Annotated in this window: 14 protein-coding genes; 7 read left to right on the forward strand and 7 right to left on the reverse strand. The window is 71.9% G+C overall.

Translation table 11 applies throughout. The annotated features are described in order from the left end of the window. Positions 1 to 150 precede the first annotated feature (150 nt). On the forward strand, positions 151 to 1,041 hold the full coding sequence (locus KVT45_RS01355) for a hypothetical protein (RefSeq protein ID WP_217544438.1): 891 nt from the start codon (positions 151 to 153) through the stop codon (positions 1,039 to 1,041). A 16-nt stretch (positions 1,042 to 1,057) separates the two neighbouring features. Here KVT45_RS01355 and KVT45_RS01360 read toward each other — a convergent pair whose 3' ends face one another. Together KVT45_RS01360 and KVT45_RS01365 are read right to left on the reverse strand one after the other, a co-directional pair. Beyond that, positions 1,058 to 2,008, reverse strand: coding sequence for an SDR family oxidoreductase (locus tag KVT45_RS01360; protein ID WP_217544440.1), 951 nt, complete (start codon positions 2,006 to 2,008; stop codon positions 1,058 to 1,060). Position 2,009: 1 nt separating this feature from the next. Further along, positions 2,010 to 2,768 (reverse strand): SDR family oxidoreductase, encoded by a 759-nt coding sequence (locus tag KVT45_RS01365; RefSeq protein WP_217544442.1) that lies wholly within the window; start codon positions 2,766 to 2,768, stop codon positions 2,010 to 2,012. 101 nt (positions 2,769 to 2,869) lie between these two features. Between KVT45_RS01365 and KVT45_RS01370 the strand changes: the two genes are divergently transcribed. Genes KVT45_RS01370 through KVT45_RS01385 form a run of 4 tightly spaced genes read left to right on the forward strand, consistent with a single transcriptional unit; the run spans position 2,870 to position 6,240 of the window. Beyond that, positions 2,870 to 3,622, forward strand: coding sequence for an enoyl-CoA hydratase family protein (locus tag KVT45_RS01370; protein WP_217544444.1), 753 nt, complete (start codon positions 2,870 to 2,872; stop codon positions 3,620 to 3,622). Continuing rightward, positions 3,615 to 4,463, forward strand: coding sequence for a CoA transferase subunit A (locus KVT45_RS01375; protein ID WP_217544446.1), 849 nt, complete (start codon positions 3,615 to 3,617; stop codon positions 4,461 to 4,463). The genes KVT45_RS01370 and KVT45_RS01375 overlap by 8 nt, the downstream gene beginning before the upstream one ends. Next, a complete protein-coding gene (locus KVT45_RS01380) occupies positions 4,463 to 5,191 on the forward strand; it encodes a CoA-transferase subunit beta (protein WP_217544447.1) in 729 nt (242 codons plus the stop codon). The genes KVT45_RS01375 and KVT45_RS01380 overlap by 1 nt, the downstream gene beginning before the upstream one ends. Continuing rightward, positions 5,191 to 6,240 (forward strand): nitronate monooxygenase family protein, encoded by a 1,050-nt coding sequence (locus KVT45_RS01385; RefSeq protein ID WP_217544449.1) that lies wholly within the window; start codon positions 5,191 to 5,193, stop codon positions 6,238 to 6,240. The genes KVT45_RS01380 and KVT45_RS01385 overlap by 1 nt, the downstream gene beginning before the upstream one ends. Before the next feature lie 4 nt (positions 6,241 to 6,244). Here the strand turns inward: KVT45_RS01385 and KVT45_RS01390 are convergent, their stop codons facing one another. Genes KVT45_RS01390 through KVT45_RS01400 form a run of 3 tightly spaced genes read right to left on the reverse strand, consistent with a single transcriptional unit; the run spans position 6,245 to position 8,888 of the window. Then, positions 6,245 to 7,402: an acetyl-CoA C-acetyltransferase gene (locus KVT45_RS01390; RefSeq protein WP_217544451.1), complete on the reverse strand. Its 1,158-nt coding sequence runs from the start codon at positions 7,400 to 7,402 to the stop codon at positions 6,245 to 6,247. A gap of 46 nt (positions 7,403 to 7,448) precedes the next feature. Continuing rightward, positions 7,449 to 8,084 carry a TetR/AcrR family transcriptional regulator gene (locus tag KVT45_RS01395; protein WP_217544453.1) on the reverse strand — a complete coding sequence of 212 codons (636 nt, stop codon included), beginning with the start codon at positions 8,082 to 8,084 and terminating at the stop codon, positions 7,449 to 7,451. Positions 8,085 to 8,099: 15 nt separating this feature from the next. Further along, positions 8,100 to 8,888, reverse strand: a complete 789-nt coding sequence (locus tag KVT45_RS01400) for an SDR family oxidoreductase (protein ID WP_217544454.1) — start codon at positions 8,886 to 8,888, stop codon at positions 8,100 to 8,102. A 53-nt stretch (positions 8,889 to 8,941) separates the two neighbouring features. Between KVT45_RS01400 and KVT45_RS01405 the strand changes: the two genes are divergently transcribed. After that, complete coding sequence (locus KVT45_RS01405) at positions 8,942 to 10,081, forward strand: acyl-CoA dehydrogenase family protein (RefSeq protein ID WP_217544862.1); 1,140 nt, start codon at positions 8,942 to 8,944, stop codon at positions 10,079 to 10,081. 1 nt (position 10,082) lies between these two features. Beyond that, on the forward strand, positions 10,083 to 11,042 hold the full coding sequence (locus KVT45_RS01410) for an acyl-CoA dehydrogenase family protein (protein WP_217544456.1): 960 nt from the start codon (positions 10,083 to 10,085) through the stop codon (positions 11,040 to 11,042). A 70-nt stretch (positions 11,043 to 11,112) separates the two neighbouring features. Here KVT45_RS01410 and KVT45_RS01415 read toward each other — a convergent pair whose 3' ends face one another. Both KVT45_RS01415 and KVT45_RS01420 read right to left on the reverse strand, forming a co-directional pair. Continuing rightward, on the reverse strand, positions 11,113 to 12,774 hold the full coding sequence (locus tag KVT45_RS01415; RefSeq protein ID WP_217544458.1) for a cytochrome bc complex cytochrome b subunit: 1,662 nt from the start codon (positions 12,772 to 12,774) through the stop codon (positions 11,113 to 11,115). Positions 12,775 to 12,851: 77 nt separating this feature from the next. Then, positions 12,852 to 13,577 carry a VWA domain-containing protein gene (locus KVT45_RS01420; protein ID WP_217544460.1) on the reverse strand — a complete coding sequence of 242 codons (726 nt, stop codon included), beginning with the start codon at positions 13,575 to 13,577 and terminating at the stop codon, positions 12,852 to 12,854. Positions 13,578 to 13,680: the final 103 nt, after the last annotated feature.

Raw genomic sequence — 13,680 nt, forward strand, 5'->3', positions numbered from 1 at the left:
CGGGGCTGTATCGATTTGCGGCTGCCGCCGCGTGGGCGCGATCAACCCCCACCGGCCCGCGGTGTCCGAACAACCTTCCGCCCCCCAATTTCCCCCATCCCCCGCATACTGTGAAAGACAGCTCCAGCGGCGTCTGTGGGGGTAAGGGACGTGGCGAACGGCGGCCCGGTAGAGCACGGCTACCCGCACCTGGACACCGTGCGGGCCGCCATCACGGCGTTGTACCGGCGCCTTTCGTACGACACCGTCCAGACCTTCGCCACCAGCGTGCTCCCCGCCGACGTCGCGTTCTGTGACACCGACGACCTCCACCTCGGCTCGCAGCGCGTCGCCCGCGAGATGGTCCGGCACTTCCGCCTGCCCGACGCCCGCATGATCGTCGGCTTCAAGGACATGGCCCACGCGGCGAACGTCGAACTGACCGCGGGCCCCGAGTACTTCGTCGAGCTGAACGACCGTTTCCGCACCCACCGCAGGGACATCGGCGCGGCCCTCGCCCACGAGGTGATGCACGTCTACCTGCACCGTCTGGACCTGTCCTTCCCGAGCGTCCGGGAGAACGAGATCCTCACGGACACGGCGACCACCTACCTGGGGGCCGGCTGGCTGCTCCTGGACGCCTACCGGGAGCACGGCGAGGCGTCCCAGAAGCTCGGCTACCTCACCCCGGAGGAGTTCGGCTACGTGCTGGCCAAGCGCTCCCTCGTCTTCCACGAGGATCCGTCGGTGTGGTTCACCAGCCCGCAGGCCTACACGGCGTACCAGAAGGGCATGGCCCGGGCCCGCCAGGACGAGGAGCAGCCACCGCTGAGCTCGGCCGGCTGGGCGGGCCGCCGCCGCTACGCCCGCGACCGCCGCCACGCCCCCGCGGCGCCGCCCCCGCAGCCCGGCGCCTCCTACGCCTTCACCCCCGACAGCGGCGGCCGGCTGCGGGTCTCGTTCCCGTGCCCGACCTGCCACCAGCGGATCAGGGTGCCGGTACGGGGCCGGGTCCGGGCCCGCTGCTCGCTGTGCCGGACGGTACTGGAGTGCGACACCTAGACCCTCCCTCCCGGCCTCACGCCCCGTACACCGCTCCCGGCACCCCCGCCCCGGCCAGCAGTTTCAGCGCCGTCTCCCCCGCCTCCGCCGGGGTCCACCGGGCCCCCTTGTCGGCGGTCGGGCCGGGCCGCCATCCCTCCATGACGGTGATCCGGCCGCCCTCCGTCTCGAACACCCGCCCGGTGACGCCGGCGCTCGCGGCGGAGCCGAGCCAGACGACGAGCGGGGAGACGTTCCCGGGGGCCATGGCGTCGAAGCCGGTGTCGGGGGCGGCCATGGTCTCGGCGAAGGCGCGCTCGGTCATCCGGGTGCGGGCGGCCGGGGCGATGGCGTTGACCTGGACGCCGTAGCGGGCGAGTTCGGCCGCCGCGACCAGGGTGAGACCGATGATGCCGGCCTTGGCGGCGCTGTAGTTGCCCTGCCCGACCGAGCCCAGCAGGCCCGCGCCGCTGCTGGTGTTGACGATGCGGGCGACCGGGGTGCGGCCCGCCTTGGCCTCGGCCCGCCAGTGCGCGGCCGCGTGCCGCAGCGGCAGGAAGTGGCCCTTGAGATGCACCCGCATGACCGCGTCCCAGTCGTCCTCCGCGAGGTTGACCAGCATCCGGTCGCGCAGGAAGCCGGCGTTGTTGACGAGGGTGTCCAGGCGGCCGTACGCGTCCAGGGCCGCCGCCACCAGGGACTCGGCACCGGCGGCCGTCGCGATGTCGCCGCCGTGTGCCACCGCCTCGCCGCCGGCCGCCCGGATCTCGTCCACGACGGCCTCGGCGGGACTGGCAGGGGTGGCGGGGCCGGCAGGGGTGGCGGGACTGGCGGGACCGTCCGCGCCCGGCGCGCCGTCGAGGCCGACGCCGAGGTCGTTGACGACGACCCGGGCGCCCTCGGCGGCGAAGGCCAGCGCATGGGCCCGGCCGAGCCCGCGCCCGGCGCCGGTGACGACCACGACCCGGCCCGCGCAGATTCCGCTCATCTCAGTCCTCCTTGTCGGATGGCTTGTTGGCAGTCGCCGCGTCCAGGAAGGGCGGCCGCTCCCCGCCTCCGTGCACGAGCAGACTCGCCCCGCTGATGTAGGCGGCCGCGTCGGAGGCGAGGAAGACGGCGGCGGCACCGACGTCGGACGGGGCGGCGAGGCGGCCGAGCGGGACGGTCCGGGAGACGGCGTCGACACCGTCCGGGCCGCCGTAGTGGAGGTGGGCCAGCTCGGTGCGGACCATGCCGACCACGAGGGTGTTGACGCGGACCTCCGGCGCCCACTCCACCGCCATGGACCGGGCGAGGTTCTCCAGCCCCGCCTTGGCCGCGCCGTAGGCGGCGGAGCCCGGCGAGGGGCGGCCGCCGCTGACGCTGCTGATCATCACCACCGCTCCCCGGGCCCGCCGGAGGTGCTCGTACGCGGCGAGGGAGGCGGTCAGCGGGGTGACGAGGTTCAGCTCGATCACCCGGGCGTGCCGCTCGGGGTCCGCGTCGGCGAGCCGCCGGTAGGGGGTGCCGCCCGCGTTGTTGACGAGCACGTCGACCCGGGGCAGGGCGTCGAAGAAGGCGCGTACGGCGGGTGGGTCGCGCAGGTCGAGGGGGGTGAACTCGACGCCTTCGAGGTGTTGTTCGGGTGGCCGGCGGGCACAGGCCACGACGTGGGCACCGGCCTCGGCGAAGGCCCGTGCGATCCCGGCGCCCACGCCCCTGGTACCGCCGGTGACGACGACAGTCCTGCCGCTCTGCGAGTTATCCACAGGGCCTCCCGCTTGTCAGCGCCGACTGCTAGCTTCGAAGCCTCACACCTAACAAATGTTTGGTGGAAAGGCAGCTGAGTGCGAAGGTAGCTGATGCGTCCATGGGTGTCTCCACCTCGTGTCCGGAAAAGGGAATCGCGCTCGTCACGGTCGACCACCCGCCGGTGAACGCACTGCCGGTGCACGGCTGGTTCGCGCTGGCGGACGCGGTGCGCGCGGCGGGCCGCGACCCCGGGACCCGGTGCGTCGTGCTGACCGCGCGAGGCCGGGGCTTCAACGCGGGCGTGGACATCAAGGAGATACAGCAGGACGGGCACGAGGCGCTGCTCGGCGCCAACCGGGGCTGCGCGGAGGCCTTCGCGGCGGTGTACGAGTGCGAGACCCCGGTGGTGGCCGCGGTGCACGGTTTCTGTCTGGGCGGCGGGATAGGCCTGGTGGGCAACGCGGACGCGATCGTGGCGAGCGAGGACGCCGTCTTCGGGCTGCCGGAGCTGGACCGGGGCGCCCTGGGCGCGGCCACCCATCTGGCCCGTCTGGTGCCGCCGCATCTGATGCGGACGCTGTACTACACCTCGCGCACGGCGACCGCGGCCGAACTGCATGCGCACGGCTCGGTCTGGCGGGTCGTGCCCCGCGAGGACCTCGGCTCCGCGGCACTGGAGCTGGCGCGGGAGATAGCCGCCAAGGACGGCCGGCTGCTGCGCCTCGCCAAGGCCGCCATCAACGGCATCGACCCCGTCGACGTGCGGCGGAGCTACCGCTTCGAACAGGGCTTCACCTTCGAGGCCGCCCTCAGCGGGGTGGCCGACCGGGTCCGCGACACCTTCGGGAAGGAGGGTGCTGGGAGTGACTGACAAGACGATGACCGCCGACGAGGCCGTCTCCGGGCTGGCGAGCGGCATGACCCTCGGCGTCGGCGGCTGGGGTTCCCGGCGCAAGCCGATGTCCCTGGTCAGAGCAGTGCTCCGGAGCGGCATCGACGATCTCACCCTGGTCTCGTACGGCGGCCCGGACGTCGGGATGCTGGTCGCCGCCGGCCGGGTGCGCAAGCTGGTGACGGCCTTCGTCACCCTCGACTCCGTCCCGCTCGAACCGCACTACCGCGCGGCACGCGAACGCGGGGCGTTCGAGCTCATGGAGGTCGACGAGGGCATGTTCATGTGGGGCCTGCACGCGGCCGCGAACCGGCTGCCCTTCCTGCCGGTGCGCGCCGGGATCGGCTCGGACGTCATGCGGGTCAACCCCGGTCTGCGGACGGTCACTTCGCCGTACGACGACGGGGAGACGTTCGTGGCGATGCCCGCCCTGCGCCTGGACGCAGCGCTGGTCCACGTCAACCGCGCCGACCGGCTGGGCAACGGCCAGTACCTGGGCCCGGACCCGTACTTCGACGACCTGTTCTGCGAGGCGGCGGACGCAGCCTATGTCTCCTGCGAACGGATCGTGGACACGGCCGAGCTGACGAAGGAGGCGGCCCCGCAGTCGCTGCTCGTCAAGCGGCTGAACGTGACGGGGGTGGTGGAGGCGCCGGGCGGCGCTCACTTCACCTCCTGCGCTCCCGACTACGGACGGGACGAGAAGTTCCAGCGGCTGTACGCGACGACGTCGTGGGCAGAGTTCTCCGGGCGGTTCCTGGCCGGGGACGAGGAGGCGTACCGGTCGGCGGTGCGGAACTGGCAGGAGGGACAGGGCTGATGGAGGTACTGCGCTCCGACTACTGCGTCATCGCCTGCGCCGAGGCCTGGCGGGGTTCCGGTGAGATCCTGGCGAGCCCGATGGGCCTGATCCCCTCCCTGGGCGCACGCCTGGCCCGGCTGACCTTCACACCGGACCTGCTGCTGACCGACGGCGAGGCCCTGCTGGTCCGCCCGGACGGGACACCCGAGGGCTGGCTGCCCTACCGGCAGCACCTCGCCCTGGTGGCCGGCGGGCGGCGGCACGTGATGATGGGCGCGAGCCAGCTCGACCGGTACGGCAACCAGAACATCTCCTGCATCGGCGACTGGACCCGGCCCCGCCGCCAACTGCTCGGGGTGCGCGGAGCGACCCTCAACACGCTGAACAACCCGACGAGTTACTGGGTCCCGAAGCACTCCCGGCGGGTGTTCGTGGCGAAGGTCGACATGGTGTGCGGGCTGGGGTACGACCGGGTCGCCGCGCATCCCGGCACGGACCGCTTCCACCGCATCCCGAGAGTCGTCACCGATCTGGGCGTCCTCGACTTCGAGACCCCCGACCGCTCGATGCGGCTGGCCGCACTGCATCCGGGGGTGAGCGTCGACCAGGTGCGGGAGGCGACGGACTTCGAGCTCGCCGTCCCGGACGAGGTGCCGTACACCCGCGAACCGAGCGCGGCGGAGCTGCGGCTGATCCGCGAGGTGCTCGATCCGGCCGGTGCGCGGACGAGGGAGGTCGCCGGCTGATGGACACCGCACTGACCCGGCTGGTCGGGGTCCGGCATCCGATCGTGCAGACGGGGATGGGCTGGGTGGCGGGCCCCCGCCTGGTCTCGGCCACCGCCAACGCCGGAGCGCTCGGCATCCTGGCCTCCGCCACGATGACCCTCGACCGGTTGCGTACCGCGATAGCCGAGGTGCGCTGCCGTACGGAGGCCCCGTTCGGGGTGAACCTGCGGGCGGACGCGGCCGACGCCGGCGACCGGGTCCGGCTGATCATCGACGGGGGTGTGCGGGTGGCGTCCTTCGCGCTCGCCCCCTCCCCCGAGCTGATCGCCGAGCTGAAGGCGGCGGGTGTGGTGGTGATCCCGTCCGTGGGGGCGCGGCGGCACGCCGAGAAGGTGGCGGCGTGGGGCGCGGACGCGGTGATCGTGCAGGGCGGCGAGGGCGGCGGGCACACCGGCGAGGTGGCGACCAGCGTGCTGCTGCCGCAGGTGGTGGACGCGGTGCGGATACCGGTGGTGGCCGCCGGGGGGTTCTTCGACGGCCGGGGGCTGGTGGCGGCGCTGGCGTACGGGGCGGCGGGGGTCGCGATGGGCACGCGGTTCCTGCTCACCTCGGACTCGACGGTGCCGGACGCGGTGAAGGCGAGGTATCTGGCGGCGACGGTCAAGGACGTCACGGTGACCAGGGCGGTGGACGGGCTGCCGCACCGGATGCTGCGGACCGATCTGGTGGCCGGGCTGGAGCGTTCGGGCCGGGCCCGGAGCCTGCTGCACGCGATCCGCCGTGCGGCGGGGTTCCGGAAGCTGTCCGGGCTCACCTGGCGGCAGCTGGTCCAGGACGGCCTGGCCCTGCGGCACGGGAAGGAGCTGTCCTGGAGTCAGGTCCTGCTGGCCGCGAACACGCCGATGCTGCTCAGGTCGGCGATGGTGGACGGCCGTACGGATCTCGGGGTGATGGCGTCCGGGCAGGTCGCCGGGGTGATCGACGACCTGCCGTCGTGCGCCGAACTGGTGGACCGGATCATGAAGGAGGCGGAGGAGACACGGGAACGGCTCATGGCCCTCAAGTGAGGACTCACAGCCGCTCGATGATCGTCACGTTCGCCTGCCCACCGCCCTCGCACATGGTTTGGAGGCCGTACCGGCCGCCGGTGCGTTCCAGTTCGTGCAGGAGGGTCGTCATCAGCTTGACGCCGGTCGCGCCGAGCGGGTGGCCGAGGGCTATCGCGCCGCCGTTGACGTTGACCTTGGCGGGGTCGGCGCCGGTCTCCTTGAGCCAGGCGAGGACGACCGGGGCGAAGGCCTCGTTGATCTCGACCAGGTCGATGGCGTCGATGGTGAGGCCGGTCTTCTTCAGGGCGTGGGCGGTGGCCGGGATCGGGGCGGAGAGCATCCGGATGGGGTCCTCGCCGCGGACGGAGAGGTGGTGGACGCGGGCGCGGGGGCGCAGCCCGTGTTCGCGGACCGCCCGTTCGGAGGCGAGGAGCATGGCGGCGGCGCCGTCGGAGACCTGGGAGGAGCAGGCGGCGGTGATGGTGCCGCCGTCGAGGACCGGTTTCAGGGCGGCCATCTTCTCCAGGGAGGTGTCCCGGCGCGGCCCCTCGTCCACCGCGACCGGCCCGTAGGGGACCGTCTCCCGCTCGAAGCGGCCCTCGTCGATGGCGCGCAGCGCCCGCCGGTGGGAGCGCAGGGCGAACTCCTCCTGGTCCCGGCGGCTGATGCCCCACTTGGCGGCGATCATCTCGGCGCCGGCGAACTGGTTGACGGGCTGCCTGCCGTACCGGGCCCGCCAGCCCTCGCTGCCCAGGAAGGGGCCCTCGGTCAGTCCCAGCGGCTCGGCGGCCTGCCGGGAGGCGAAGGCGATGGGGATCTGGGACATGTTCTGGACACCGCCGGCGACCACCAGGTCCTGGGTGCCGGACAGGACGGCCTGGGCGGCGAAGTGCACGGCCTGCTGCGAGGAGCCGCACTGGCGGTCGACGGTGACGCCCGGCACCTCCTCGGGCAGCCCGGCCGCGAGCCAGCAGGTCCGGGCGATGTCACCGGCCTGCGGCCCCACGGCGTCGAGGCAGCCGAAGACGACGTCCTCGACGGCGGCCGGGTCCACGCCCGACCGTGCCACCAGGGCGGTCAGCACATGGGCGCCCAGATCGGCCGGGTGGACCCCGCTCAGTCCGCCCTTGCGCCGCCCGACCGGCGTGCGCACCGCTTCGACGATGTAGGCCTCGGCCATGTCAGCAACTCCCTCGGCAGAAAGGGGCTTTCAACGAATGGATGAGCTACTCACGGACGGCGATCCCGTCCAGCACCATCGACAGGTACTGCCGGGCGATCTCCTCCGGGCTGTGCTGCCCGCCGGGCCGGTACCAGGAGGCGGCGACCCACACCGTGTCGCGCACGAACCGGTAGGTGAGGCGGACGTCGAGGTCGGCGCGGAAGACGTGCGCGGCGACCCCGCGCTCCAGCGTCGACAGCCATGCCTTCTCGAACCTGCGCTGCGACTCGGCGAGGAAGCCGAACCGCTCCTGCGCGACCAGCTGCTTGCTCTCCTTCTGGTAGATGGCGACGGCGGCGCGGTGCCGGTCGATCTCCCGGAAGGACTCGGTGACCAGGGCTTCGAGGGTCTCGCGGGGACCGAGTCCGGCGTCCAGGACGGTGTCGTAGCCGTTCCAGAGCTCGTCGAGGAAGGTCCGCAGGATCTCCTCCAGCATCGACTCCTTGGAGTCGAAGTGGTAGTAGAGGCTGCCCGCGAGCATGCCCGCGTGGTCCGCGATCTTGCGTACGGTGGTGGCGTTGTAGCCCTGCTCGGCGAAGACCTCGGCGGCGGTTTCGAGGAGTTCGCGGCGTCGAGCCTGAGCGGCGGCGGCCGCGGGCCTTCTCGCGGCGGTCACCTGGGGCTTCTTCTTGGTCGGCACGGGCACATTCTCGTCCTACGGATGCTGGCTGCTGACGGAGAGGACCTCTCCGGTGAGGTAGGAGGAGTAGCCGGACGCCAGGAAGACGATGGCGTTGGCCACCTCCCACGGCTCGGCGTACCGCCCGAAGGCCTCGCGGGCGGTGAGCTCCTCCAGCAGCTCGGCCGACGTCACCTTCACCAGGTGCGGGTGCATGGCGAGGCTCGGTGCCACGGCGTTGACCCGCACGCCGTACCCGGCCGCCTCGATCGCCGCGCACCGGGTCAGCGCCATCACCCCGGCCTTGGCGGCGGCGTAGTGGGCCTGTCCGGCCTGGGCCCGCCAGCCGACGACGGAGGAGTTGTTGACGATCACCCCGCCGTGCCCGCTCTCGCGGAAGAGCCGCAGGGCGGCGCGCACGCACCGGAAGGTGCCGTTGAGGGTGACGTCGAGCACCCGCGACCATTGTTCGTCGCCCATGTCGACGAGCGCCGAGGTCCCGCCGAGGCCGGCGTTGTTGACGACGATGTCCAACCGTCCGTGCGCCCGCACGGCGGTGTCGAACAGGGCCTGCACCTGGGTCTCGTCGGTGACGTCGCAGGGCAGGGCGGTCACGGCTCCCGGATGGCGGCCGGCCAGCTCGGCCTCGTACTCCTTCAGCCGCCGCGCGTGTGCGTCACTGATCAGCACGCGGGCGCCCTCCTCCAGGAAACGGCGCGCGGTCGCCCCGCCGATCCCCGCCCCGGCCGCGGCCGTGATGACGGCGGTGCGCCCCTTGAGCAGCCCGTGCCCGGGCACGTACTCCGGCCTCTCGACGCCTGTCATGGGCCCACGCTAACCTACCAAACACTTGTTAGGGAAGGACGGTGACGGCGACCGTGGACCTGACCCACAGCCCGGCGGACGAGGAGTTCCGCGCCGAGGCCCGCAGCTGGCTCCGGGCGCATGTGCCGCGCGGTCCGCTCCCCTCCCTGGAGACGGCCGAGGGCTTCGCGGCGCACCGCGCCTGGGAGGCCGAACTGGCCGTGGACCGCTGGTCGGTGGTGTCCTGGCCCGAGGAGTACGGCGGCCGGGCCGCCGGGCTGCTGCGGTGGCTGGTCTTCGAGGAGGAGTACTGGGCGGCGGGCGCGCCGGGCCGAGTAGGGCAGAACGGCGTCAGCCTGCTCGCCCCGACCCTGTTCGAGCACGGGACCGAGGAGCAGCGGGCGCGGGTGCTGCCGCAGATGGCCACCGGGGAGGTGGTCTGGGCGCAGGCGTGGTCCGAGCCCGGGGCCGGTTCCGACCTTGCCTCCCTCACCTCCAGGGCCGTGCGGACGGACGGCGGCTGGCTGCTGACCGGCCAGAAGACCTGGTCGTCACGGGCGGCCTTCGCCGACCGCGCGTTCGGCCTCTTCCGCAGCGAGCCGCACCTGCCCAAGCCGCATCAGGGGCTCACCTACCTGATGTTCGATCTGCGCGCGCCGGGGGTGACCGTCCGCCCGATCGGCCGCGTGGACGGGAAACCGGCGTTCGCGGAGCTGTTCCTGGACGAGGTGTTCGTGCCCGACGAGGACGTGATCGGCGAGCCGGGCCAGGGCTGGCGGATCGCGATGTCGACGGCGGGGAACGAGCGGGGGCTGACCCTGCGGTCGCCGGGACGGTTCCTGGCCGCCGCCGACCGGTTGCGGGACCTCTGGCAGGCCCGGGGCGAACCGGAGTCCGCCGCGGCCCGGGTGGCCGACGCGGTCGTCGGCGCCCGCGCGTACCAGCTGTTCACCTATGCGGCCGCGGCCCGCTTCCTGGACGGCGAGTCGCTCGGCCCGGAGTCGAGTCTGAACAAGGTGTTCTGGTCGGAGCTGGACCTGGCGCTGCACGAGACGGCGCTCGATCTGCTGGGCGCCGAGGGCGAGCTGGCGGACACGCCGTGGTCGGAGGGCTACGTCTTCTCCCTCGCCGGCCCGATCTACGCGGGCACCAACGAGATCCAGCGCGACATCATCGCCGAGCGGCTGCTCGGCCTGCCGAAGGGACGCCGCTGACATGCGTTTCCTCCTCGACACCGAGCAGCGGGACTTCGCCGACGCCCTGCGGGGGCTGCTGACGGCAGCGGACACGCCGAGGGTGGTACGCGAGTGGAGCCGGGGCGAGCATGCGGGCGGGCGGGCGTTGTGGGGTCGTATCGGCGAGGCGGGGGTGTTCGGGCTGGCGGTGCCGGAGGAGTACGGCGGGATGGGCCGCCGGCCTGTCGAACTCGCGGTGGCCTTGACCGAGTTGGGGCGGTTCGCGGTGCCGGGGCCGGTGGCGGAGACGGTGGCGGCGGCCGTACTGCTCGATGACGGCGAGGGCCTCGCCAAGAGGTTCCTGCCGGGGATCGCGTCGGGAGAGACGGTGGCGACGGTCGCGTTCGAGAGGCACGGGTACGGGTTCGGGCTGGACGGGGACGCGGCCGATGTGCGGCTGGCGGCCACACCGGAGGGCCTGCGGCTGTCCCCCGGCGCCGGGGCGGTACGCCGGTCCCTGGACCCCGCCCGCCGGCTCACACCGCTCTTTCCCGTCGGTGACCTGATCAGCACGGAGCCGCCGTGGGCCGAGGCACTGACCTGGGCCCGGCTGGCCACGGCCGCGCAGGCGCTGGGGGTGGGGCTGGCCCTGCTCGACAGAACGGTGGCGTACGTGAGGCAGCGGACTCAGTTCGGCGTGCCCGTCGGGTCGTTCCAGGCGGTCCGGCATCGGCTGGCCGACGTGAGGATCGCGCTGGAGTTCGCCCGTCCGCTGGTCTTCGGGGCGGCGGTGACGATGACTCCGTCGGATGTGGCCGCGGCGAAGCTCAGCGCGTGCGAGGCGGCGTACGCCGGGGCGCGGGCCGCGCTGCAACTGCACGGGGCGATCGGTTACACGGCGGAGTACGACCTGTCGTTGTGGGTGACCAAGGCGCGGACGTTGCGGGGTGCCTGGGGGACGCCGGAGGAGTGCCGAGAGACGGTTCTCGGTCGTCGTTAGGCTGCGGGCCGGTGGGGGCTGGTCGCGCAGTTCCCCGCGCCCCTTCCGGGGCGCCTGCCCTCGGGGCGTTCTAGTGGTGGTCCCCGCTCGTGATCTCCCGGTACTCCTCCTTCGTCGGCTTCGGGATGTGGGTGTCGGGACCGAACATCCCCTTCGCCAGGCTCGCCCGTACCCGCTGTGCGACGGTGACCTTGCGCCGTACGCCGTTCGCGTCCTCCAGCGGCCCTATCTCGTAGGGCGGGTTCTGTTCGTGCTGGGTCAGGACGAACAGGCTTCCCTGGCTGAGGGGTTCGTGGACCTCGATGTACTCGCCGTGCGGGAGCAGCTTGATGAGGCCGGTCTCCCTGCCGTGCAGGACCTTGTCGCGGTCCCGGCGCTGCAGGCCGAGGCAGATCCGTTTGGTGGCGATGAAGGCGAGGACGGGGACGACGAAGACGGAGATCCGGACGAACCAGGTGATCGAGTTGATGGAGAGATGGAGATGGGTGGCCACGACGTCGTTGCCGCCGCCGATCAGGAGGACGAAGTAGAGGCTGAGCCAGGCCACGCCGAGGGCGGTGCGGACGGGGGCGTTGCGCGGGCGGTCGAGGATGTGGTGCTCGCGTTTGTCGCCGGTGATCCACGCCTCGATGAACGGGTAGACGCCGATGGCGAGCAGGAACAGCGGGAAGACCGAGAAGGGGATGAAGACGCCCAGTTCCAGGGTGTGGCCCCAGGCGTTGATCTCCCAGCCGGGCATGACGCGGATCAGGCCCTCGGAGAAGCCCAGGTACCAGTCGGGCTGGGCACCGGTGGTCACCAGGTCGGGGCGGTAGGGGCCGAAGGCCCACACCGGGTTGATGGTGGCGATGCCGCCGATGAACGCGAGGATGCCGAAGACGAGGAAGAAGAAGCCGCCGGCCTTGGCCATGTAGACCGGCAGGAAGGGCATGCCGACCACGCTCTTCTGGTCGCGTCCGGGCGCCGGGTACTGGGTGTGCTTGTGGTAGAAGACCAGGATCAGGTGGGCGACCACCAGGCCCAGCATGATCCCGGGCAGCAGCAGCACGTGGATCGGGAAGAACCGCGAGATGATGTCGTGGCCCGGGAACTCCCCGCCGAACAGGAACATCGAGATGTACGAGCCGACGATCGGGATCGACAGGATCGCGCCGTCGGCGAACCGGACGCCGGTGCCGGAGAGCAGGTCGTCGGGGAGCGAGTAGCCGGTCAGGCCGGTGAGGATGGCCAGGAACAGCAGGAGCCAGCCGAACAGCCAGTTGACCTCGCGGGGCTTGCGGAAGGCGCCGGTGAAGAACACCCGCATCATGTGGACGAGCATGCCGGCCACGAAGACCAGCGCCGCCCAGTGGTGGATCTGCCGGATCAGCAGGCCGCCGCGCACGTCGAAGCTGATGTGCAGCGTCGACTCGTACGCCTTGGTCATGATGATGCCGTTCAACGGCTGGTAGGTGCCGTGGTAGACGACCTCGGCACCGCTGGGCTCGAAGAACAGGGTGAGGTAGATGCCCGTGAGGATCAGGATGAGGAAGCTGTAGAGGCAGATCTCGCCCAGCATGAAGGACCAGTGGTCCGGGAACACCTTGCGCATGTTCGCCTTGGCCAGGCCGTAGATCCCCAGCCGGCTGTCGGCCCAGTCCGCGAGCTTCTCACCCTTGCCGGGCGGCTCCGCTCGCTGTGCCGAACTCCCCACCCGTGCCTGACCGTTCACCGTTCGTGCCGCGTCGTCCATACGTCGCGTCGCCTCCCCGCCGGATCACCCCTCAGGGTGGCATGCCGGAGCGCTACAGCCAACGGTGCCGCGTAAAGTCAGCCCGCCCCGACGATCCCCGCCGCCCGCGCCGCCGCCAGCCACTGCGGGAACTCGCCGACGAGACGGTCGTACAGCTCGCCGTCCGGCACCTTCGCCGGATCCGAGCCGGCGTGGAAGAAGCCCGCGTTGTCCACCGCCCGCCTGCCCGGCACCGCCAGTTCGTCGAGCTTGCGCAGGAAGTCGAACTGTTTGCTGTGCGGGTCGCCGAAGCCGACGAACTGCCAGAACAGCGGCAGCCTGGCCGCCTTGCACAGGTAGCGTTCCGCGGCGAGCTTGTTGATCGGGCCGCCGTCGGTCTGGAAGACGACCAGGGCGGGGGCGGTCGCGCCGCTGTCGAGGTAGTGGTCGATCACGGCGTCCATGGCCAGGTGGTAGCTGGTCTTGCCCATGTGCCCGAGCCCGGCCGCGATCTTCTCGATCCGGCCCGTGTGGCCGGCCAGCTCGATGTCGGTGACCGCGTCGATGTCGGTGCTGAAGAAGACGACAGGGACCCGGCCGTCGTCGTCCAGGTGCGCGGAGAGCCCCAGCACCCGGTCCGCGAGGGCCTGCACACTGCCGTCGGCGTAGTACGGCTTCATCGAGCCGGAGTAGTCGACGACCAGGTAGACGGCGGCACGGAGTCCGTCGAGTCCGTGCTTGGTGAGGGAGATTCCGGCCGACTTGTATGCGTCGACCAGCGCGGGCGCGGTCTGCTCCACCTTGCTGAGACTGATCGCGGCCATGCCCTGCTCCCCCTCACCCGTGGTTCAGGAGGCCGAGGTTACTTGATCGGCGAAAGGCGGCGGCGCCTGCCCAGTCGTCCGGTCGGGGACTGTGGGGCAGGCG

Source organism: Streptomyces sp. GbtcB6 (assembly GCF_019091475.1).
Taxonomy (GTDB): domain Bacteria; phylum Actinomycetota; class Actinomycetes; order Streptomycetales; family Streptomycetaceae; genus Streptomyces; species Streptomyces hyaluromycini.